The sequence below is a fragment of the Pseudomonas sp. W5-36 genome (genome assembly GCF_046540455.1).
Taxonomy (GTDB): Bacteria; Pseudomonadota; Gammaproteobacteria; order Pseudomonadales; family Pseudomonadaceae; genus Aquipseudomonas; species Aquipseudomonas graminis_B.
This window is the reverse complement of the sequence record NZ_JAXCIQ010000008.1, coordinates 58,616-81,876: the sequence shown is the minus strand read 5'-3', so window position 1 is coordinate 81,876 and position 23,261 is coordinate 58,616. Positions and strand designations below refer to the sequence as shown.

Genomic DNA, 23,261 nt, shown 5'->3' with positions numbered 1-23,261 from the left:
TTTGCTGTTGAGGCGCACGCGGTCGCCACTGCGGTAGATGCGTTCGCCAGCCCTGAACGGGTGCGGCAGGAAGCGTTCAGCCGTTGCGCCCGGACGGTCCAGATAACCCCGCGCCACCGCGCCCCCCAGGTACAACTCCCCAGCGATCCCTTGAGGAAGCGGGTTCAAATCCGCGTCCATCACGTAGCCCTGACGATCCCCCACCAGATCACCAATCGGCGCGTAGGCCGTGGTGAAATCAGCGGTCTCGGCAGACGCCAGCCACAAGGTCGGTGTGACCACGGTTTCCGTCGGGCCGTAGCCGTTGATGATCCACAGCGGTTGCAGATTGCGAATGACGTCGTGGAGCATTTCGCGGCTGAAGGCTTCACCGGCGAAGCAGTAGGTCTTCACCCCAGGGCCCTTGCCCTGCACGCCGGCCCAGTCGGACAGCTGACGCAGGTAGCTCGGCGGGAACGAAGCCACGGTGATGCCTTCGCGGATCAGGGTGTCGTAGGTCTGCTCGACGCTCCACAGCTCTTGATCGCGCAGTACAACGCGAGCGCCGTAACACAGCGGCATCATCCAGCCTTCGTGGGCGCCGTCGAAGCTGATCGACAGGAAGTGGAATTTGCGATCTTCCGGGGTAAAGCGGTAGCGCTCGCCGATGGTCTGAATGTGCATCGAGATGTCGGCGTGGGCGATGGCCGCGCCCTTTGGCTTGCCGGTCGAACCCGAGGTGTAGATCAGGTAGGCCAGTTGCTGCGGATGAATCACCACATCCGGCGCCGTCACCGGTTCGGACGAGCAATCCAGCTCATCGATATTTAACAGCGGCACATCACCGACCGGTACACGACCCAGCGCAGCGTCGTGGCTGATCAGCAGCTTCACGCCGCCGTCTTCCAGCATGTAACGCAGGCGCTCTGTCGGGTAATCCGGGTCGAGCGGGATGTACGCGCCCCCGGACTTGAGCACCGCATAAAACGCCAGCCACAAATCAATCCCCCGCTCCATGGCAATCGCCACGCGCACTTCGGTGCCGATGCCCCGGGCGCGCAGCGCATGAGCCAGTTGATTCGCGCGACGGTCAAACTCGGCGAAGGTCAGGCGCTGCTCGCCATGGACCAGCGCGATGGCGTCGGGCCGAATGCGCGCGTGGTCGGCGATCAGCGCGTGAATCGGCCGATCCACGTAAGGCGAAAACGGCGGCGTGTTCCACTGATCCAGCGCGGCCAGGTCCGTCTCGCCGAGCAACGGCAGGTCGCCGATGGCGGCGTCGGGCTGGGCGCAAATCGCCCGCAGCAGCGTGACCAGTTGCTCGAACAAACGCGCCACGGTCGACGCATCGAACAGGTCGGTGGCGTAATCGAGGTAGCCACTGATCGTGCCGTCGCGGTGCTCGAAGGTGCCCAGCACCAGATCGAACTGCGCGCCCTTGATGTCCCACGGGCGGGCTTCGCAGCTCAGGCCGTCGAATTGCAGCAGCGACATATCCGGCTGTTGCTGATGGTTGTAACTGACCTGGAACAGCGGGTTGACGCTCAGGCTGCGCGCCGGTTGCAGCGCTTCCACCAGTTGCTCGAACGGCAGGTCCTGATGGGCATGGGCGCCGAGCAGGTTGTCCTTGACCTGGGCGAGCAGCGCGGTGAAGGGCTGGTCGCCGCTGAGCTGGGCACGCAGCACCAGGGTGTTGACGAAGAAGCCGATCAGGCCCTGGGTCTGCACCTCGGCGCGTCCGGCCACCGGCACGCCGATGCGCAGGTCGCGCTGGCCGCTGAGGCGATACAGCAGCGTGTCGAACGAGGCCAGGAACAGCATGAACAGCGTGGCGTCGTGGGTTTTTGCGGTCTGGCGCAGCGTGTCGGCCAGGTCTTGCGGCAGCACGAAGGCATGGCGCCCGCCTTTGCCGTCGCGTTCGGCCGGACGCGAACGGTCCGCCGGCAGTTCCAGAACCGGCTGCTCGTCACCCAAGGCTTCACGCCACCAGTTCAACTGGCGCTCGCGCTCAGCGCCCCTCAGGTGTTCGCGCTGCCAAGCGGCGTAGTCAGCGTATTGCACGCTGAGCTCTGTAAGCTGCAGCTCAGCCAGTTGCACGTCGCTGCCCTGGGCAAACCGACGATAGAGCGCGGCGAAGTCGTCGAGCATGACCTGCACCGACCAGCCGTCGGAGATGATGTGGTGCATGCACAGCAGCAGGCGCCACTGATCGTCCGCCACCCGCGCCAGGGCCACCCGCCACGGCGCACGCTCGGCGTCGAGGTCGAACGGCTGGTTCATGAACGCCTCGGCCAGCGCGTCGAAGGCGGCTTCCGGCGCCGCGTTGTCGCGCAGATCGTGACGGGCGATGTGCACGCTGCTGACTGGCAGAATCCGTTGCTGCGGCACCGCCTCCCGGTGTTGAGCCGGGGATGGACGGAAGCAAGTGCGCAGGGTTTCGTGACGGGCCGCCAGGGCATCGAAGGTCTGCTGCAGGGCATCAAGTTTCAGCGCGCCGCTGAGGTTGAGCACGCACGGCAGGTTGTACGCGACGCTTTCGGGCTCCAGTTGCGCGAGGAACCACAGGCGCTGCTGGGCAAAGGACTGCGGCGCGAACTCGCGGTCGGCACGGGGCTGCAGAACCGGCATCGCCGTCGCAACGGCCTGTGTGTTCAGGTAGTGAGCGAGGTCAGCCAGCACCGGCGACTCGAACAGCGCACGCAGGGGCAGCTCAAGTTTCAGGTCGCGGCGGATCTGGGCCACCAGTTGAATGCCGAGCAGCGAATGCCCGCCGAGGGCGAAGAAGTTGTCCTGACGACCGATCTGCGCGACGCCGAGCAGGTTCTGCCACAGCTCGGCCAGCTGGGTTTCGACCCCGGCCAGTGGCGGTTCGAAGGCCCGTTGCTGGATGTGTGGGTCGGGCAATGCCTTGCGGTCTAGCTTGCCGTTGGCCGACAGCGGCAGGCTGTCCAGCGTGACGAAGTGGGCCGGGACCATGTAGTCCGGCAGGCGTTGTTTCAGTTGAGTGCGCAGGTGTTCTTCGTCGAAATCGTCGGCGACCAGATAGCCCACCAGCTGCATCCCAGTGCTGAGTTCACGGGCGATAACCACCGCTTCGTTGACGGCGGGGTGATCCAGCAGCGCCGCTTCGATCTCGCCGATTTCCACGCGCAAGCCGCGCAGTTTGATCTGGTGATCGAGACGCCCGAGGTATTCCACCACGCCGTCGGCACGCCAGCGGGCCAGGTCACCGGTGCGATACAGCCGCTCGCCGCTGCCGAACGGGCTGGCAACGAAGCGCTCGGCAGTGAGGGCCGGACGCAGGTGATAACCACGCGCCAGGCCGGCGCCGCCGATGTACAGCTCACCGGGTACGCCGACGGGTTGCGGGTTGAGGCGGCTGTCGAGGATGTGGATCTGCAGATTGGCGATGGGGGCGCCGATGGGCACGGAAACGCCCGGCTCATCAGCGCAAGTCCAGTGAGTCACGTCGATGGCCGCTTCGGTCGGGCCATACAGATTGAACAAGCCAGCATTTGGCAGGCGCTCAAGGGTTTCCCGCGCCAGATCGGCAGGCAAGGCTTCGCCACTGCAGACGATGCGTTTCAGCGAAGCACAGCCGGTGAGATCGTCCTGAGCCATGAAGGCCCCAAGCATCGACGGGACGAAGTGCAGCGTGGTGATGCGCTGTTGTTCGATCAGCGATTTCAACAGCAGCGGATCGCGATGATCCCCCGGTTGAGCGACCACCAGACGGGCACCCACCATCAACGGCCAGAAGAACTCCCAGACCGACACATCGAAACTGAACGGCGTTTTTTGCAGTACCGCGTCCGAGGCGTCGAGAACATAGGCCTCTTGCATCCAGGCCAAACGGTTGAACAGCGCGGCGTGAGTGTTGCCCGCGCCCTTGGGTTTGCCGGTCGAACCGGAGGTGTAAATCATGTAGGCCAGTTGTTCGGGGTGCAGCTCTACAACTGGCGCTGTGACCGGATAATCCGCCAGTGCCAGGTGATCGAGGTTCACCACTCGCAGGCCTTCCACAACCGGGAGGTCATTGATCACGGCATCGTGGCTCAGCAGCAACCCGATCCCGGCGTCTTCGAGCATGTAGCGCAGACGGTCCGCCGGGTACTCCGGATCGAGCGGCACATACGCCCCGCCCGCCTTAAGCACGGCATACAGCGCAACCACCATCTCCACCGAACGCAACGCCGCCACGCCCACCAGCGATTCCCGGTCGACGCCCTGCTCGCGAAGGTAATGGGCCAACTGATTGGCCCGCTGATCCAGCTCGCGATAACTCAGCGTCTCATCGCCGAAGCGCACCGCTTCCCGGTCGGGATGTACCTGCGCCAGCCGCTCAAAATGCCGATGCACAAACGGCTCGGTATCAGACCACTCCCGCGCCGTGTCATTGACCACCGCCAACCGCGCACGGTCTTCAGCATCCAGCCACTCGAACTCGCCAATCGCCGCGTCCGGCTGCTCGATCAACTCGGCAAACAGCTGTTCAAAGCGCCCATGCAAACGCTCGATGCTGCCGTGATCAAACAGATCGGTCGCGTAGTTCCACGACCCACCCAGCCCGCCATCGGCGTCTTCGTGGGTGTTCAGCGCTAGGTCGAACTGGCTGCTGCCATCGTCCAGCGGCAGCACGTCGGCGCGCAGGCCCGGCAGCCCGGCGAGTGATTCGAAGTTCTGCTGCTGATGGTCGTAGGCCACCTGGAACAGCGGGTTGTGGCTCAGGCTGCGCGCAGGTTGCAGCGCTTCGACCAATTGCTCGAACGGCAGGTCCTGATGGGCCTGGGCGCCGAGGGTTCGTGTCTTGGCCTGCTCAAGCACCTGACGATAGCTCAGCTCGGCAGACACCTCGGCGCGCAGCACCTGGGTGCTGACGAAAAAGCCGATCAGCCCTTCGACTTCCAGCCGCGAACGACCGGCAATCGGCACGCCGATGCGCAGGTCGTTCTGCCCGCTCAGGCGGTGCAGCAACACTTGGTACGCCGACAGGATCGCCATGAACGGCGTGACGCCCTGCTGTTTCGCGAACCCGCGCACGCGCTGACTGAACGCGGTATCGAAGGCGAACAGCACCCGGTCACCGCGATAACTCTGCTGGGGCGGGCGGGGCCGGTCGGTCGGCAGTTCCAGCACCGGGTGCTCGTCACCCAGTTGCTCGCGCCAGTGGTTCAGTTGCCGCTCGCCCTCGCCCGCCGCCAGCCATTCGCGCTGCCAGGCGGCAAAGTCGGCGTATTGCACCGGCAATGGCGCGAGTTGCGGCGCGCGGTTTTCCACGGCCGCGCGGTACAGCTCGCAGAATTCCTGCAGCAGCACGCGCACTGACCAGCCGTCCGAGATCATGTGGTGCAGGCACAGCAGCAGACGCTGCTCATCAGGCGCGACACGCACCAGCGCCAGCCGCCAGACCGGGCTGCGCGACAGGTCAAACGGGCGCTTGACGAAGGCCTGGGCCAGGGCGTTGAAAGCGGTGTCGAGATTCGGCTCGGCAGTGATGTCTATCCGCTCAATCTGCACAGACTGGGCAGGCTCGATCTGTTGCATCGGCACGCCATCCACCGCCAGGAACCGTGTGCGCAGTACTTCATGGCGTGCGGTCAGGCCGTCGAAGGCCGCCTGCAACGCGGCCTCGTTCAGTTCGCCGCACAAGCGCACGGCGCCCGGCAGGTTGTAGGCATGGCCGCCGGGTTGCAGCTGATCGAGGAACCACAGGCGCTGCTGGGAAAAGGACTGCACGGCAAGGGCCTGCCGGCGTGGGGTCAGCTCGAGCTGAGGCGAGTCGGAGCCTGTCAGCCCGGTGATGCGCTGGGCGAAATCACTGAGGCGCGGCGCGTCGAACAGCGCCCGCAACGGCACGCTCAGTTGATGCTCATGGCGCAGCCGGGAGATCAGCTGCATCGCCAGCAGCGAGTGGCCGCCAAGCTCGAAGAAGTGATCGTTGCGGCCGACGGCGTCGATGCCCAGCAGTGGCTGCCACAGCGCCGCCAATTGCTGTTCAAGGAGCGTTTGCGGCGCCTGATAATCGCTGGAAATCACCTGCGGGTCAGGCAGCGCGTTGCGGTCCAGTTTGCCATTGGGCAACTGCGGCAGGCGCTCCATGACCACGATGTGCGCCGGCACCATGTATTCCGGCAGGGTGTTTTTCAGCTGCTGCTTGAGGCTGTCCTCCGCCAGACCGTTGCCGCCGACATAACCCAGCAGGACCTTTCCGTTCGCGCTGTCACGGACAACGACCAGGGCCTCACGCACGCCGTCACAGGCTTTCAGCGCCGCTTCGATCTCGCCGGCCTCGATGCGGAAGCCACGGATTTTGATCTGATGGTCGATACGGCCGAGGTATTCCAGCAGCCCCTTGCTGTTCAGGCGCACGCGGTCGCCACTGCGATAGAGGCGCTCACCGGCCTTGAAAGGATGCGGCAAGAAGCGCTCGGCGGTGGCGCCGGGACGGTCCAGATAACCCCGCGCCACGGCGCCACCCAGATAAAGCTCACCGGCGATGCCCTGGGGCAGCGGGTTCAAATCTGCGTCCATCACATAGCCCTGACGATCCCCCACCAGATCACCAATCGGCGCGTAGGCCGTGGTGAAATCAGCGGTCTCGGCAGACGCCAGCCACAGCGTCGGCGTAACCACGGTCTCCGTTGGGCCATAGCCGTTGATGATCCACAGCGGTTGCAGATTGCGGATCACGTCGTGGAGCATTTCGCGGCTGAAAGCTTCGCCGGCGAAGCAGTAAGTCTTCACGCCAGGGCCTTTGCCCTGCACGCCGGCCCAGTCGGACAGCTGACGCAGGTAGCTCGGCGGGAACGAGGCCACGGTAATGCCTTCGCGGATCAGCGTGTCGTAGGTCTGCTCGACGCTCCACAATTCCTGATCGCGCAAGACCACGCGAGCGCCGTAACACAGCGGCATCATCCAGCCTTCATGGGCGCCGTCGAAGCTGATCGAGAGGAAGTGAAACTTGCGATCCTCCGGCGTGAAGCGGTACCGCTCGCCGATGGTCTGGATGTGCATCGAGATGTCGGCGTGGGCAATGGCCGCGCCTTTCGGCTTGCCGGTCGAGCCCGAGGTGTAGATCAGGTACGCCAGTTGCTGCGGATGAATCGCCACATCGGGTGCCGTCACCGGTTCGGACGAGCAATCCAGTTCGTCGAGATTGAGCAACGGCACATCGCCCACCGGCACGCGATCCAGCGCGGCATCGTGGCTGATCAACAGCTTCACGCCACCGTCCTCCAGCATGTAACGCAGGCGCTCGGTCGGGTAATCCGGGTCGAGCGGAATGTACGCCCCTCCGGATTTCAAAACGGCATAAAACGCCAGCCACAGATCAATCCCCCGCTCCATGGCAATCGCCACGCGCACTTCGGTGCCGATGCCCCGGGCGCGCAAGGCGTGAGCCAGTTGGTTGGCGCGGCGGTCGAACTCGGCGAAGGTCAGGCGCTGTTCGCCATGGACCAGCGCGATGGCGTCAGGGCGAATACGCGCGTGGTCGGCAATCAGCTCGTGAATCGGCCGATCCACATACGGCGAAAACGGCGGCGTGTTCCACGCGTGCATCTGCTGGATGTCGCCTTCGGTGAGCATCGACAGCTCGCCGATGCGCGCCTCGGGGAAGCGGCAGAGGCCGTCCAATAGCGCCTGGAAATGCCCGCACAGACGCGTGATCTGTTCGGCGCTGAACACGTTGCTGTGGTAGTTGACGTGAACATGGGCGTGCTCGCCTGCCACCACCGCCAGGCTCAATGGGTAGTGGGTCTTGTCGCTGAGTTCGACGGAACCCAGGTTGACGCCGTTGGCCTGCTTGTCCCGCAGCACCGCGTCCACCGGGTAGTTTTCGAACACCAGCAGGCTGTCGAACAGGTCACGACCGGCATGGCCCGCGTAGCGCTGGGCCTCGAACAGCGGGGTGTGCTCGTGCTCGCGCAGCTCCAAGTTGTGGGCTTGCAGGTCATTGAGCCAGTCGCCGACCTTCTGCTGCGCTTGCGGCGCCTGCACCAGCGGCAGGGTGTTGATGAACAGCCCGAGCATGCGTTCGATGCCCGGCACTTGCGCGGAACGACCGGACACGGTGGCGCCGAACGCCACCCGTTGCTGGCCGGTGTAGCGCTGCAACAGCAACACCCACACCGCCTGAATCAGCGTGTTGACGGTCACGCGCTGGCGGCGGGCGGCGCTGTTCAGCAGTTCGCTGTTCAGATCCATGGACGTGACCCGCACCTGGTTCGGCAACGGCTCGCCCGTGCTGGAGGTCGGTGCGGTCAGCGCTGCTGCCATCATCGTGGGCTGATCGAAACCGGCCAGATGGCTCTGCCAGAAGGCCTTGCTGCGCTCGGCATCCCGGCTCAGCAGCCATTCGACGTAGTCGCCGTAATGCCCGGCGGGCTGCGGGGTGGCGTCGGACATCGCCGCCTGAATCACTTCGCCAAGCACCGCGGCGCTGCTCCAGCCGTCCAGCAAAATGTGGTGGAAGGTCCAGACCAGTTTCCACAGCGTCTCGCTTTGGCGAACCAGCAGCACGCGCATCAGCGGCGCGGCGTGCAGGTCGAACGGGGTTTCGCGCTCGTTCGCCAGTACGTCGGCCAGTGCCTGATCGCTGCCGCCCGGTTCCAGCTTATGCAGATCCAGTTCGCGAACCACTAACGCCGCATCGCGACGAATCAGTTGCACCGGCTGTTCGCTGCCGGAGACGCGCAGGAAGGCCGCACGCAGGATCGGATGACGCTGCACCGCCGCCGCCCACGCCGATTTAAAACGGGCCACCGGCAAGTTTTCGATGTCCAGAGCCACCTGGTTGATGTACAGATCGCGGGCGCTGTCGGGATCGACGACCTCGCTGCCGCTCAGCTCGGTGTGGAACAGCAGGCCTTGCTGCATCGGCGTCAGCGGGTACAGCTGTTCGATGTCCCATGCGGCGACCGGCAGTGCGTCGAGTTGTGCCTGAGTCAGAGCGAGTGCCGGGAAGTCCGACGGGGTGACCGCAGCGTGGCGGCGGCAGTGTTCGATCACCTCGTTCAGCGCTTCGCCGTAGGCGTCTAGCAAGCGTTGGATCGACGCCGATTCATGGCGCTCGCTGCTGAAACTGCAGGTCAGGCTGAACTGGCCGTCACGGATTTGCGCATCGATAGACAGCTCGCCATTGAGCGGCGCATCGGCGGCGCGCTGGGCACCGCTGCCCTCCACGGCCAGGCTGAAAAGCCCGCTGCTGTTTTGCAGCCGCCCCATGTAATTGAACAGCACGCAGCCGTCCAGCGCCGGCAAGGCTTCGCCGCGCAAATGGCGCAGCAGGCCATAACCCAGGCCGCCGTTGGGCACGGCGCGCAGGGTTTCCTTGGTGTGTTTGAGTGCCGCATCGAGGTCGTCGTCGGCGTGCAGGCTGACCGGGTACAGGCTGGTGAACCAGCCGACGGTGCGCGCCGGGTCAACGCCGTCGAACAGGTCTTCGCGGCCGTGGCCTTCCAGGGCGATCATCGCCTGGGACTCGCCGCTCCAGCGCTTCATCGCGCGGACCAGCGCGGTCAGCAGCAGGTCGTTGATCTGCGTGCGATAGGCCGCCGGCGCCTCGCTGATCAGCTTTTCGGTGCGAGCAGCGTCCAGTTGCAAATGCAGCTGGCGCACGTTGTTTTGTCGCGCCTCTCCCTTCGGATTGGCGCAGGGCAACGCAGGTGCTGACGGCAGATTGCGCCAGTATTCGGCTTCGGCCAGCACGGCGTCGCTGTAGGCAAGATCGAGCAGGCGGTTGGCCCAGCGCTGGAACGACGCGGTCTTGTCGCCGAGGTCGATGGTGAGGCCGGCTTGCGCCTGGGTGTAGGCGTTTTGCAGATCCTCCAGGAGGATGCGCCACGACACGCCATCCACCACCAAATGATGCACCACCAGCAACAGACGCTCGCCGCCTTCGGCCAAGGTGAAATGCACGGCGCGCAGCAACGGGCCGTCCCTCAGATCGAGGCTGGCCTGGGCTTCGGCGCAGGTTGTGGTCAGCTCGTTCAGGCTGGTTGTACGCTGCCAGATCAGGCCATCGGCGGTATTTTCGTCCGCGGAGTGCTCTGCCCGATAGCGTTGCTGCCACTGGCCGTTGTCTTGCTGCACAAAGCGCATGCGCAGGGCGTCGTGATGGTTGAGCACGGCGTGAAGGGCTTGGGTCAGCGCCGGGAGGTCCAGCGCTTCGCTCGGGTTCAACAACAGCGACTGGTTCCAGTGGCTGCGGTTGCGCATTGGCTGCTGGAAAAACCAGTGCTGGATCGGCGTCAGCGGGATGTCGCGGTTCAGCTCGATGCGCTCGACCGCAGGCGCATCCTGACTGACCACCTGGGCGACCTGGGCCAGTTCGGCGATGGTCTGGCGTTCGAACATCTGCCGGGGCGACAGCACGATGCCGGCCTTGCGGGCGCGGGAGATGATTTGCAGGCTGAGGATCGAGTCGCCACCGAGGGCAAAGAAGTTGTCCTGGCGACCGATTTGCGCGACGCCGAGCAGGTATTGCCACAACGCCGCCAGCTGGGTTTCGACCCCGGCCAGTGGCGCTTCGAAGGCCCGTTGCTGGATGTGTGGGTCGGGCAGCGCCTTGCGGTCGAGCTTGCCGTTGGCCGACAGCGGCAGGCTGTCCAGCGTGACGAAGTGGGCCGGGACCATGTAATCCGGCAGGCGTTGCTTCAGCTGGCTGCGCAGGTGTTCTTCGTCGAAGTCCTCGGCCACCAGATAGGCCACCAGTTGCATCCCAGTGCTGAGTTCACGGGCGATAACCACCGCTTCGTTGACGGCGGGGTGATCCAGCAGCGCCGCTTCGATCTCGCCGATTTCCACGCGCAAGCCGCGCAGTTTGATCTGGTGATCGAGACGCCCGAGGTATTCCACCACGCCGTCGGCACGCCAGCGGGCCAGGTCACCGGTGCGATACAGCCGCTCGCCGCTGCCGAACGGGCTGGCAACGAAGCGCTCGGCAGTGAGGGCCGGACGCAGGTGATAACCACGCGCCAGGCCGGCGCCGCCGATGTACAGCTCGCCGGGCACGCCGACGGGTTGCGGGTTGAGGCGGCTGTCGAGGATGTGGATCTGCAGGTTGGCGATGGGGGCGCCGATGGGCACGGAAACGCCCGGCTCATCAGCGCAAGTCCAGTGAGTCACGTCGATGGCCGCTTCGGTCGGGCCGTAAAGATTGAAAAGGCCAGCGTTTGGCAGGCGCTGCAGGGTTTCCCGCGCCAGATCGGCAGGCAAGGCTTCGCCGCTGCAGACGATGCGTTTCAGGGACGCACAGCCGGTGAGATCGTCCTGGGCCATGAAGGCGCCGAGCATCGACGGGACGAAGTGCAGCGTGGTGATGTGCTGCTGTTGGATCAACGCTTTCAACAGCAGCGGATCGCGATGATCACCCGGCTGAGCGACCACCAGACGCGCACCCACCATCAACGGCCAGAAGAACTCCCAGACCGACACGTCGAAACTGAACGGCGTTTTTTGCAATACCGCGTCTGATGCGTCGAGTGCGTAAGCCTCTTGCATCCAGGCCAGACGGTTGAACAGTGCGGCATGGGTATTGCCGGCGCCCTTGGGTTTCCCCGTCGAACCGGAGGTGTAAATCATGTAGGCCAGCTGCTCGGGGTGCAGCTCTACAACTGGCGCTGTGACGGGATAATCCGCCAATCCCAGATGATCCAGATTCAGCACCCGCAGGCCTTCCACGACCGGCAAATCAGCGATCACCCCATCGTGGCTCAGCAGCAACCCGATCCCGGCGTCTTCCAGCATGTAGCGCAGACGATCTGCCGGGTACTCAGGGTCCAGTGGCACATACGCAGCACCCGCTTTGAGCACCGCATACAGCGCAACCACCATCTCAACCGATCGCAACGCCGCCACGCCCACCAGCGACTCCCGGCGGACGCCCTGCTCCCGAAGGTAATGGGCCAGTTGATTCGCCCGCTCATTCAGCGCCTGATAACTCAACACTTCATCGCCAAAGCGCAAGGCTTCGCGCTCAGGGTGCAACTGCGCCAGACGCTCAAAATGCCGATGCACAAACGGCTCGGAATCCCAATCCCGCGCCGTGTTATTGACCACCGTAAACTGCGCGCGGTCCTCGGCATCCAGCAATTCAAAATCGCCAATCGCAATGTCCGGCCGCTCCAGCAACTCGGCAAACAGCTGCTCAAAACGCCCATGCAGCCGCTCGATGCTGCCGTGATCAAACAGATCCGTGGCGTAATTCCAGTTCCCCGACAGTTCCCCCGCCGCGTTTTCCCAGGTGTGCAGGGCCAGGTCGAACTGCGCGCTGCCGTTGTCGAGCGGCATCAGCGTGGCGTTGAGGCCGGGCATCAGTTGCAGCGCTTCGTCCTGGCGCTGCTGGTGGTTGTACAGCACCTGAAACAGCGGGTTGTGGCTGAGGCTGCGTTCAGGGGCCAGGGCGTCCACCAGTTGCTCGAACGGCAGGTCCTGATGGGCTTGTGCGCCCTGGGAGGCCAGACGAACGCTGTCGATAACCTGGTTGAAACTGGCGTCGGCCTGGACCTCGCCGCGCAGGATCTGAGTGTTGACGAAGAAGCCGATCAGTCCCTCGGTTTCGGCGCGCTGACGGCCGGCAATGGGCACGCCGATGCGCAAATCGGTCTGCCCGCTGAGGCGCTGCAACAGCACTTGGTAGCCCGCGAGCAGCACGGTGAACAAGGTCACGCCGCACTGGCGGGCCAGTTCACGCATGCGGCCGGACAGCGCCGCGTCGAAGCTGAACGGCAGGCGCGCGCCGCGGAAACTCTGGCGCGCCGGACGTGGACGGTCCGCCGGCAGTTCCAGCACCGGCGGCTCGTCGCCCAGTTGTTGCTGCCAGTAGGCGAGTTGCCGATCACCCTCGCCCGCGTCCAGGCAGGCACGCTGCCACAGGGCGACGTCGGCGTAGCTCAGAGGCAGTGGTGGCAGTGAGGCAGTATCGTTTTGAAGGGCAGCGCGATAGGCCTCAACGAAATCCAGCAGCAGCACTTGAATCGACCAACCGTCGGCGATGATGTGGTGCAGACAGACCAGCAGCACGTGATCGTCTGCGGCACGCTCGATCAACGCCACGCGCCACAGCGGGCCCTGGGCCAGGTCGAACGGGCGTCGGGCGAAGGCGTCAGCCAGTGCCTGCATTTCGGCTTCGTCAGCTGCGTGCAGACGTTCGAATGGCAGCCCTTGAGCACCGCAAATTACCTGCTCCGGCGTACCGTCCTCAGCCGTAGCGAACACCGTGCGCAGGCTGGCATGACGCTCGGCCACGCGTTCGAACGCCGTTCCCACAGCCCCGACATTCAGCTCGCCCTTCAGGCGCAAGGCACCCGGCAGGTGATACGTGCTGTTGCCCGGTTCCAGTTGCTCCAGAAACCACAAACGCTGCTGGGAAAACGACGCCGGACTGCGCTCGCCCGCCACACCCGGTGGCACCGGCAGCGACGACGCATCCAGGCCCTGCTCGCGCAGCTTGTTCAAAAACACCCGACGCTGAGCGCTGCCAAGGCTGAGGAAACGCGTGGCCAGGGCCAGCAGCTTGCTCTGTGAAGTCATGCTCGGTTGCGACATCAGTTGCTTTCCTCCAGCTCATTCATTAACTCGTCCAGGGCATCGAGCCGGTCGAGTGTCAGGGTCTGCCCCTGCAAGGTGTCGATCAGCGCCGCCTGGGCGGCGACGGTGGTGGCTTCGAAGGCCTGGGCCAGCGGGATGCTCACCCCGAGGCGCTCGCGAATGCGCGACAGCAGCCGCGTCGCCAGCAACGAATGGCCGCCGAGTTCAAAGAAGTTGTCATGACGACCGACCTGCTCAACCTTCAGCAGGCTCTGCCAGAGTTCGGCGAGGACCTCCTCACGCTCGCCCTGTGGCCCTTCGAACACGCGCTCTTCCAGGCTCGGCGCCGGCAGTGCCTTGCGGTCGAGCTTGCCGTTGGCGTTGCGCGGCATCTGTGCCAGCACGACGACGTGGGCCGGCACCATGAACGCCGGCAAGGTCTGCGCCAGCGCGCTTTTCAGCACGTCGCTGGACAATGCCTGCTGCGCCTCGGCGACCACATAGGCCACCAGTTGCGGGCCGTGGGGCGTCGGTTGCGCGCTGACCACGGCGTCGTGCACCGAGGGTTGCGCCAACAGCAGGTTTTCGATTTCGCCCAGCTCGATGCGCTGGCCGCGGATCTTCACCTGGAAGTCCGCACGGCCGACGTATTCCAGCGCGCCGTCGGCGTTCCAGCGGGCCAGGTCGCCGCTGCGATACAGCCGCGCACCGGCTTCGCCGAACGGATCGGGCAGGAAGCGCTCGGCGGTCAGCCCTGGCCGCGCGGCATAGCCACGGCCGACGCCAACGCCGCCGATGTACAGCTCGCCCACCACACCGGGCGCCGCCAGTTGCAGGTTGGAATCCAGCACGTACAGGCAGTTGTTGTCGGTGGGCCGGCCAATCGGCATGTTGGCGTTGAGGGCCGGCGCGGCGGTCACGGTGTGCAAAGCGACATCGTCGGCGCACTCGGCCGGGCCGTAGGCGTTGACCAGCGGCACCTCGGGGTAGCGGGCAAACCAGCGCGCGGCGAGGTCGGTGGTCAGCGCTTCGCCGGTCGGCAGCAGCCAGCGCAAGGCATCGAGTCGCTGGGGCGCGACCGCGAGCATGGCGTCGATCACCGCCGGCACGCATTCCAGCACGCTGACCTGATTGGCCGCGACTTCTTCCAGCAGCCGTTGCGGGTCCTGCACCACGGCGTCCGGCAGAATCTCCACGCGTCCGCCGAACAGCGGCGCCGTGAGGAATTGCCACACGGAAATGTCGAAGCCGGTGGCGGCGGTCTGGGCAATGACATCGCCCTCGCCCAGTCGCAGATACGGCAGCTTGGACATCTGGTTGTTGAGCATGCCGCGCTGATTGATCATCACCCCTTTCGGCTCGCCGGTGGAACCGGAGGTGTAGATGACGTAGGCGAGTTGCTCGGCCGTTGCGTAGCGGCCCGGGTTCTCGTCGGCGGACTGATCGGCGCCCGCCAGCACGTCCTCAAGCACCCGCACACGGGGCTTGCGTTCAGCCAGCGCGACAATCGCCTCGACCTGAGGCAGACACTCCCGCGGCGTCAGCAATACCAGCGCGGCGCTGCTGACCAGCATGCGCGCGCTGCGCCCGGCCGGGTGACGATCATCCAGCGCCAGATAGGCCGCACCGGCCTTGAACGCGCCGACGATCATGCTCAACAACGGCAGACCGCGGGGTGCGAACAGCGCCACCACGTCGTCGCCCTGTACGCCCGCTGCGATGAGGCCGTGACCGATGCGGTTGGCCTGACGATTGAGTTCGCGGTAGCTCAGGCGTTGACCCTGACAACGGGCCACTTCCTGGGCCGGATGGGCCAGCACCCGCGCCTCGAAACGCTCCAGGTAGCTGATGTCGTACCAGTGTTTTTGCACCGGGCCGAGCCCTTGGGCCAGCAGCTGCTCGCGCTCCGTTTGCTCAAGGATCTGCAACTGGCTCAGGGTCTGCTGCGGGTTGTCGATCAACTGGGTCAGCAAGCGGCGGAAATGGCTGACCAGCGTGCCCATCTCGGCGTCGTTGAAGTGCCGGCTGTCGTAGGTCAACTGCAGTTGCAGGGATTCACCCGGCAGCAGCACCACGGTCAACGGGTAGTTGGTGTGAGTACGGTTGGCCAGCGGGTTGATGCGGTATTCGTTCACGGCCTGCTGCACCTCGGCGCCCAACGGAACGTTCTCGAAAACAAACAGGCTGTCGAACAGCGGCTGGCCGCGGGGGGTGTCGGCGAGCAGCTGAATGTCGGCCAGGGACAGGTGTTCGTGCTGGCGCATATCGGCGTTCTGCCCCTGCAAGGCGTTGAGCAGGTCCAGCGCCGAGGCGCCCATGCCCGGCCGGCGGATGCGCAGCGGCAAGGTGTTGATGAACAGCCCCAGCGCGCCTTCGATGCCTTCCAGCTCGGTCGGACGACCGGCCACGGTGACGCCGAACAGCACTTCGTCGCGGTCGGCATGGCGCATCAACAGCAAGGCCCACGCGGCCTGCACGAAGGTGTTCGCCGTCAGGCGATGCTGACGGGCTTGTTCGGCCAGTTTCGTCGTCTGCTCGACACCCAGGGCCAAGGTCACGTCGCGCATTTGCGAATCACCCTGAGGACTGTGGCGGTACGGCAGTGGCGTGACGTCGGTGAAGCCCGCCAATGCGTTGCGCCAGTAATCACGGCTGACGGCTTCGTCCTGCTCGGCGAGCCACGCGAGGAAGTCGCGGTACGGCCGCGCCGGCGGCAGGCTGACCTGACGGCCTTCGAGAAACGCGCGGTAATGGGCGAAGAATTCAGTGAGCATCAGGCCCCGGCACCAGGCGTCGATCAGCGCGTGGTGGTGGCTCTGGACGATGCGGAAATCCGCCTCGCCGAACTTGATCAGGCGCAGGCGCAGCAACGGCGCCCGGGCGAAATCGAAGCCCTGCTCGCGCTCGCTTTTCAGCAGCTCATCCAGCTCGGCCTCGGCGGCGTCGCGGGACAGATGGCTGAGGTCGATCAGTTGCACCGGCGACGGCACGCGGCGCATCACAATCTGACGCTGCACGCCGCTTTCCAGCCCATGAAACGCCGTGCGCAACGCCGGGTGGCGCTGCACCACTTGCTGCCAGGCGAATTTGAACGCGTTGAAATCCACATGGGCGCCGACGTCGTACTGATCCTGCATCAGGTAGATGCCGTTGCCCTGCTCCAGCAGGCTGTGCAGCAAAATGCCCTGCTGCATGGGCGCCAGCGGCAGGATGTCTTCGATCTCCCGCGCGGGGATGCCCAGCCCGTCGAGTTGCGTTTGATTCAACGCCGCCAGGGGGAAGTCCGAAGGCGTCAGGCCGGCATTGGTTTCATCGCTGCAATGTTCGATCAGCTGCAGCAGCTGCGCTTCATACAGCGCCACCAGTTGCCCGATGCTGTCGCGGCTGAAGCGTTCGCGGCTGAAGGTCCAATCGAGCTGCAACTGGCCGTCGCGCACCTGACCGTCCACCGCCAACGCATTGGCCAGCGGCCCTTGGGGGTCGCGGAGGTTGCCCGGCGTGCGGCTCGACAATGCGAACAGTGCGCCCTCGCTGTCATCGAAGCGGCCGAGGTAGTTGAAGGTCACGCCCTGGCCGATCAGCTCCGGCAAATCTGCCCTGGCGATGTACTTCAGTATTCCGTAGCCGAGGCCTTTTTCCGGTACCGCGCGCACGGCTTCCTTGACCGCCTTGAGGGTGGCGACCGCGTCATCCGCAGCGTCCAGCGCCAGTGGGTACAGGCTGGTGAACCAGCCGACGCTGCGGCTCAGGTCCAGGGTGCCGGTGGCGTCTTCGCGGCCATGGCCTTCGAGGCTGATGACCTGGCGACGACGGCCGCTCCACTGCCACAGCGCCTGGGACAATGCCGCCAGCAGCAGGTCGTCGATGCGGGTGCGGTACGCCGCCGGGGCTTCGCTGAGCAGGCGACGGGTGTTGGCCACGTCGATTTTCAGCTGCAGGGTTTCGCTGTCGCCGAGAAGGCTCTCTACCGAAGCATCGCCGGGCAGAGTGGCATCGGCGGCGTTCAGCCCTTGCCAGTGCGGCAGTTGTTGTTGCAGCTCAGCGCTGCCCGCCAGGGTGTTCACCGACTGCGACCAGGCCTGGAAGCTGGCGGTTTTGTCGGCCAGGGCCACATTTTTGCCGGCGGCCAGTTGGCTGTACGCCAGTTGCAGATCTTCCAGCAGCACCCGCCACGACACGCCGTCCACGGCCAGGTGATGGATGGCCAGCAGCAACCGCGCTTCACCCGACGGCAGGCGCGCATGCACTACCCGCAGCAGCGGACCGGTGTCGATGTTCAGGCTGCGCTGGGCTTCGTCGTTGAGCGAATCGAGGTCGTCTTCGCGGCTCAGTTCGCAGGTCCACAGCACGCGCTCGGCACTTTCGCTGTCGCGGTAACGCTGCTGCCACTGGCCTGCATCGTTCTGATGGAAGCTCAGGCGCAGGCTGTCGTGGTGGGCCAGCACAGCGGCGAGGGCCTGCTGCAACAGCGCGGTGTCCAGCGCCTGGGGCACGTCGAGCAACAGCGACTGGTTCCAGTGCTGACGCTGGGCGATGGGCAGGCTGAAGAAGCGCGCCTGAATCGGCGTCAGGGCAAACTCGCGGGGCGCAACGGCCGCCGTGACGGGCGCAGCGGCAGGCTTGGCTTCGGCCACCGTGGCGACCTGGGCGAGTTCGGCGATGGTCTGTTTTTCGAACAGCTGCTTGGGCGTCAGGCGAATGTCCTGACGCCGCGCACGGGCAATGATCTGCAGGCTGAGAATCGAGTCGCCGCCGAGGGTGAAGAAGTTGTCGTGACGGCCCACCGCTTCGACGTTCAACGCCGCTTGCCAGAGCGCGGCGAGTGCGGCTTCGACCCCTTCGTGAGGCGCTTCGAAATCTTCCGATGTTGTGGTCGGCGACGGCAGCGCGCTGGCGTCGAGCTTGCCGTTGGCGGTCAGCGGGAAGGCGTCGAGGGTCAGGATATGGCTCGGCACCATGTAGTCCGGCAGGCTGTGGGCCAGCTGTGTGCGCAGCGCCTCGCCGTCCACCGTTGCACCACTCGCCACCAGCGCATAAGCGATCAATTGACCGCGATCATCGACGCGCACATGGGCGTCACGCAGGCCGTCCAGCTGGCGCAGGCGCTGGGCGATTTCGCCCAGGGCCACGCGGTAACCACGCACTTTGATCTGATCGTCGGCACGGCCGAGGAACTGAATCTGCCCGTTGACCAGCAAGCGCGCGCGGTCGCCACTGCGGTAGAGCCGCGCGCCGCTGCCCCTCGGGTCCGGAATAAACGCCGCAGCGGTCATCGCCGGGCGCTGGTGATACCCGCGCGCCAGGCCCGGCCCGCCGATGTACAGCTCGCCGACGTCGCCCTGCACCACCGGTTGCAGATGGTCGTTGAGAATCAGCGCCACGGCATTGGGCAGCGGACGGCCGACGGGCACGCTGTCGCCCAATGCTGCTCCAAGAGCCTCATTGCTCAGCACGCCCACGGTGGTTTCGGTCGGCCCATAGTGATTGATGACCCGGCAGCCGGGCTTCAAGCGGTTGACCTGGGCCGCCAGCTCCCACGGCAGCGTATCGCCACCAAGAATCAGCGCGTGTTCCGGCAGCACATCGGCGGCATTCGTCGCCTGCAACAGGCCGTTCAAATGGGTCGGCACGATCTTCAGCACGCCCACCCTGTGCTCGGCCATGTAGGCGGCGAAGCGGTCGGCGTCGTTGGTGCGGTCGGGGCTGATCAGGTGCAGCGAGCGCGCCGAGCACAGCGCGCCGAACAGCACGGTGTGGCCCAGGTCGGCGCCGACGGTGGAGACCATCGCCATGCTCGCCTCGGGCGTCAGATCAAGCCGGGCGAGCAAGCCCTGGACGTAATCGGCCAGTGCGCCGTGGCTGATCACCACCCCTTTCGGCGTGCCGCTGGTGCCGGAGGTGTAGATCAGGTACGCGGCCTGATCGGCGTGGGGTTGCAGGTTCAGCGCTTGCGCCGGCTGCGCTCGCCACGCAGCGTCGGCCGCCACGCTGATGACGTCGCCATGGAAGTCGCCCGGCGCCGCCACGTCACTGATCAACGCGCTTGCGCCACTGTCGTCCAGCACAAACGCCTGACGCTCGGCGGGCCATTTCGGGTCCATCGGCAAAAATGCGGCGCCACTCTTCATCACCGCCAGCAGGCCGACGACGAACTCCACCGAGCGTTCCAGCAGAATACCCACGCGGCTTTCCGCGCCCACCCCGGCCTGGCGCAAATGCTGCGCCAGTTGATTGGCCTGGGCGTCGACCTCGGCAAAACCGGCGCTGCGCTGTTCGTCTTGCAGGGCCAGACGATTCGGTTGTGCGCGCACGCTGGCGTCCCACAGGCTCAGGACATCGGTGGCCGGGAACGTCACGGATTCGGCAGCGATGCAGGAAGGTTCGGCACCGATCTGCAAATCAGCCAGACGCACCTGCGGTTGCGCCACCACTTGCGCGCAGATCCGCAGCAGGTCACCGGCGAGACCGGCGATACGCGGTTCGTTGAACAGGTCGCACGCATAGGTGAACACCGCCTGAATGCCGTCGGCGTCATCGGTGATGTCCAGGCCTAAATCGAAGTGCGCCGAGTAGTCGTCGAGCTGGCTGACGTCCATGCGCACGCCGGCCATTTCAACGTTCTGCGGCAGCGGGAACTGCTGGGTGAATTTCACCTGGCACAGTGGGTTGTGGCTGAGGTTGCGCGACACGCCGAGGGCTTCGACCAGTTGCTCGAATGGCAGATCCTGATGGTGTTGCGCACCCAGCGCGGTGTGGCGCACGGCGTCGATCAGCGTGCTGAACGACTGCTGCGGCGACACCTCGCTGCGCAGCACCAGCGTGTTGACGAACAGCCCGATCAGGCCTTCGGATTCGGTGCAAGTCCGCCCCGCCACCGGCACGCCGACGCGCAGGTCGGTCTGGCTGCTGTAGCGCTGCAACAGGGTTTTGTAGGCGGCGAGCATGACCATGAACAGCGTCGCGCCGTGACGGCTGGCGAGGTCGCGCAGGCCCTGGCTCAAGTCGCGGTCGAGGGCGAGGGCGTAACGGGCGCCGCGATGACTTTGTTGCACCGGACGCGGACGGTTGGCCGGCAGATTCAAGACGGTCTGGGCGTCACCCAGCTGCTCACGCCAGTAGGCCAGTTGGCGCTGCCCTTCCCCACCCGCCAGGCGTGCGCGCTGCCACGCGGCGAAGTCGGCGTATTGAACCGGCAGAGGCGGCAACGCCGGTTGTGCCCCCTTTGCATGGGCGCTGTACAGCGCAGCGAATTCCTTGAGCATGACCTGCACCGACCAGCCGTCGGCGATGATGTGGTGCAACACCAGCACCAATTGCTGCCGGTCTGGCGCCAACCGCACATTGAGCACCCGCCACAGCGGACCTTTTTGCAAGTCCATTGGCTGCTCGACGGCCGCTCTGGCCAGTTCGCTCAAGGCGGCTGCCGGGTCGGTGTCCTCGCTCAGGTAATGGCGTTCGATCAGCACCGGGCCTGGCGCGTGGATGCGCTGCACCAGCTTTTCGTTGGCGTCGATGGCGAAGGTGGTGCGCAGGCTTTCGTGGCGGGCGGCCAGGTCGTCAAGGCTGCGTTGCAGCGCGGCATCATCCAGCGCGCCGTTGAGACTCAGCTGACCGCACAGGTGATAGGCGCTGCTGTCCGGCTCCAGTTGCGCGAGGAACCACAGGCGCTGCTGGGCAAAAGACTGCTCGGGATCGGTGTCACGGGAAATGCGCGGCACGCCCGCAGAGGCTTCGGCACTGCGGCCATGGGTGGAGAGGTGCGCGGCGACGTGGGCGTTGAAGGCGCCAAGGGTCGGATGTTCGAACAGGTGGGCGGGCTCAAGTTTCAGGCCCAACTCGCTGTTCAGACGGGACAGCACTTGCACCACGCCCACCGAATCACCGCCACGGGCAAAGAAGTGATCGGCAGCGATCAGGTCGCTTTTGCCGAGGACTTCCTGCCACGCGGCCCGCACTTCCGACAGCAAAGGCGAAGCCTCAACCGAGACGTCCGCGCTGTCAGCATCGAGCAAACGCCCGTCCTGCCAGATCGCGAAGCTGTCGAGGCTGCCGTTCTGCCAACCACTGCGGCAGGCGGAACGCTGCAGCTTGCCACTGGTGGTGCGCGGCAGTGCGCCCGGCTCCAGCAGCACGATGACCTTTGGCGCCACCAGAAACAGCTCGGACACGGCGTCGCGCACGGCATCGCAGATCATCGGCGGCTTCATCAGGCGGCGCACGTTGCGGCTGATCTCCAGGGCCAGGCCGACGCCTTCGACGCCCTGCTCGTCCGTGACCGGAAACGCCGCGATGCGCCCGCGACGCAGCAGCTCGACGCTCTTCTCCAGCGCCTGCTCGATGTCCTGGGGGTAGAGGTTCTGGCCGTTGAGGATGATCAAATCCTTCAAGCGACCGGTGATGAACAGCTCGTTGTCGCGGGCGATACCCAGATCGCCGCTGCGCAACCAGCGCTGGCCGTCTTCCTCGACGAAGGTCTGCGCGGTGGCTTCGGCGTTCTGCCAGTAGCCCTGGGCGACACTCGGCCCGGTAATCCAGATTTCGCCGACGTGACCCGGCGCGAGGCGCTGCAGCGTGGCCGGATCAACAATACGCAGGTCATGATCGGGCCGGCACCAACCGCATCCCGGCAGACGACTTTTCGCGTTCTGGTTGGCGAACACCGCCTCTGCGGCCTCCCCGGCGGCCAGTTGGCTGCCGTCGAAATGCTTGATGCCAAACGGCCTGTCGCGCTCGGCGGCGCTCACATACAGGGTCGCTTCGGCCAGCCCGTAGCTCGGCGTCAGGGCGCGGCGGTTGAAACCGGCAGGCTCAAAATGTTCGCTGAAGGCATCCAGGGTGGCGATGCGGATCGGCTCGGAGCCGGAAAACGCCAGGCTCCAGCGATCCAGCACCAGGCCTTTCACGGCGGCGGGCTTGATGCGCTCGACGCACAGGCGATAGGCGAAATCCGGGCCACCGGAGAAGGTCCCGCCGTACTGACTCATTGCTTCCAGCCAGCGCGCCGGCCGGCCGAGGAAGTAGTTAGGCGACATCATTGTCAGGGTGCCGCCGTAGTACAGCGGCAACAGCAGGCCGCACATCAGCCCCATGTCGTGGTAAAGCGGCAGCCAGCTGACCCAGCTTTCCGATGCGGGGTCCGAAATGAAGTGCCGGGCCATGGCGATTTCGTTGGCCATGAGATTGTCGTGGGAGACCATCACGCCTTTCGGTGCGCTGGTGGAGCCCGAGGTGTATTGCAGGAAGGCCAGCGAGGCGGTGTCGATCAGCGGCGCCTGAAACCCTGCGTGGCCGTCGGCGATTTCTTCCACTGCAGCGAAACGCCCGCCAGCGGGCATAAAGGGTTGCAACAGGTGTTGGAACTTGTCCAGGTCTTCCCGGCGCCCGAGGACCATCTGCGGTGCGGCGTCGTGAAGGATGCCGGTGAGACGGTCGAGGTGGGTCTGGCGGTTGTACTCCGGAGCGAAGGCCGGCACCGCGATGACCCGAGCGTACAAACAGCCGAGAAATGCCGCCGCGTAATCGGCGCCGGTCGGCAGGATCAGCACGCATCGCTCGCCGCCCTGCACGCCGAGGTGCTGCTGAAGGCAGGCGGCAATCGAACGCGCCCTGGCATCCAGCTGGGCGTAGGTAGTCAGCAGCGGCGCCTGGTCCTCGTGGACGATGTGTCGAAGGGCAATCCGGTCCGGCTGGGTCTGCGCATAAAAGCCCACCAGTTCGGGAAAATGCGCGGCCTGATCTCGTATGGATTTCAT

General features: G+C 65.4%; 2 protein-coding genes (1 of these 2 cut by a window edge). Both read right to left on the bottom strand.

From position 1 onward, the window contains the following. Window positions 1–13,527 carry the 5' portion of a non-ribosomal peptide synthase/polyketide synthase gene (locus SLW74_RS15435; protein WP_410929406.1) on the bottom strand. It extends 2,685 nt beyond the left edge of the window, so 13,527 of the gene's 16,212 nt are visible here — the first part of the coding sequence; the start codon lies at window positions 13,525–13,527; its stop codon lies beyond the left edge, outside the window. After that, window positions 13,527–23,261: an amino acid adenylation domain-containing protein gene (locus SLW74_RS15430; RefSeq protein WP_410929405.1), complete on the bottom strand. Its 9,735-nt coding sequence runs from the start codon at window positions 23,259–23,261 to the stop codon at window positions 13,527–13,529. Before SLW74_RS15430 ends, SLW74_RS15435 begins: the two co-directional genes overlap by 1 nt.

Excerpts from the sequence above, each read along its gene's own strand:
- SLW74_RS15430 (WP_410929405.1), bottom strand. The coding sequence starts at position 23,261 with ATGAAATCCATACGAGATCAGGCCGCGCATTTTCCCGAACTGGTGGGC.